Origin of the sequence: Amphritea pacifica, assembly GCF_016924145.1 — a bacterium.
GTDB lineage: Bacteria > Pseudomonadota > Gammaproteobacteria > Pseudomonadales > Balneatricaceae > Amphritea > Amphritea pacifica.
Genome location: NZ_JAFFZO010000264.1, coordinates 1 through 244, shown reverse-complemented (window position 1 = coordinate 244; position 244 = coordinate 1). Strand labels below are relative to the sequence as shown.

1 protein-coding gene is annotated in these 244 nt (G+C 56.6%); it reads left to right on the top strand.

Annotated elements, in window-relative coordinates; all coding sequences use genetic code 11:
• Window positions 1-244, top strand: a 244-nt coding sequence (locus JW499_RS22285) for a transposase (RefSeq protein ID WP_463427530.1), incomplete at both ends; no start/stop codon positions are given.

Below are 244 nucleotides of genomic sequence, written 5' to 3'. Positions count from 1 at the left end.
GCTACCGGGCGGGAGAGGCATTAGGCGTCGCCGAACGGCAAACCGTCTCAGAAATAGCTGAGACCTGGCGCGTACGGTTAGCCGATATCAGCTGGTTTATGCGCAGTCTGAATGAATATATCGCCCGTAGAGCCAATCAGGAGGATAGCTGCCGGGGGCATTTCTGGGAAGCGCGTTTTAAGAGCCAGGCCTTGCTGGACGAGCAGGCACTACTGAGCTGCATGGCGTATGTTGACCTTAACCC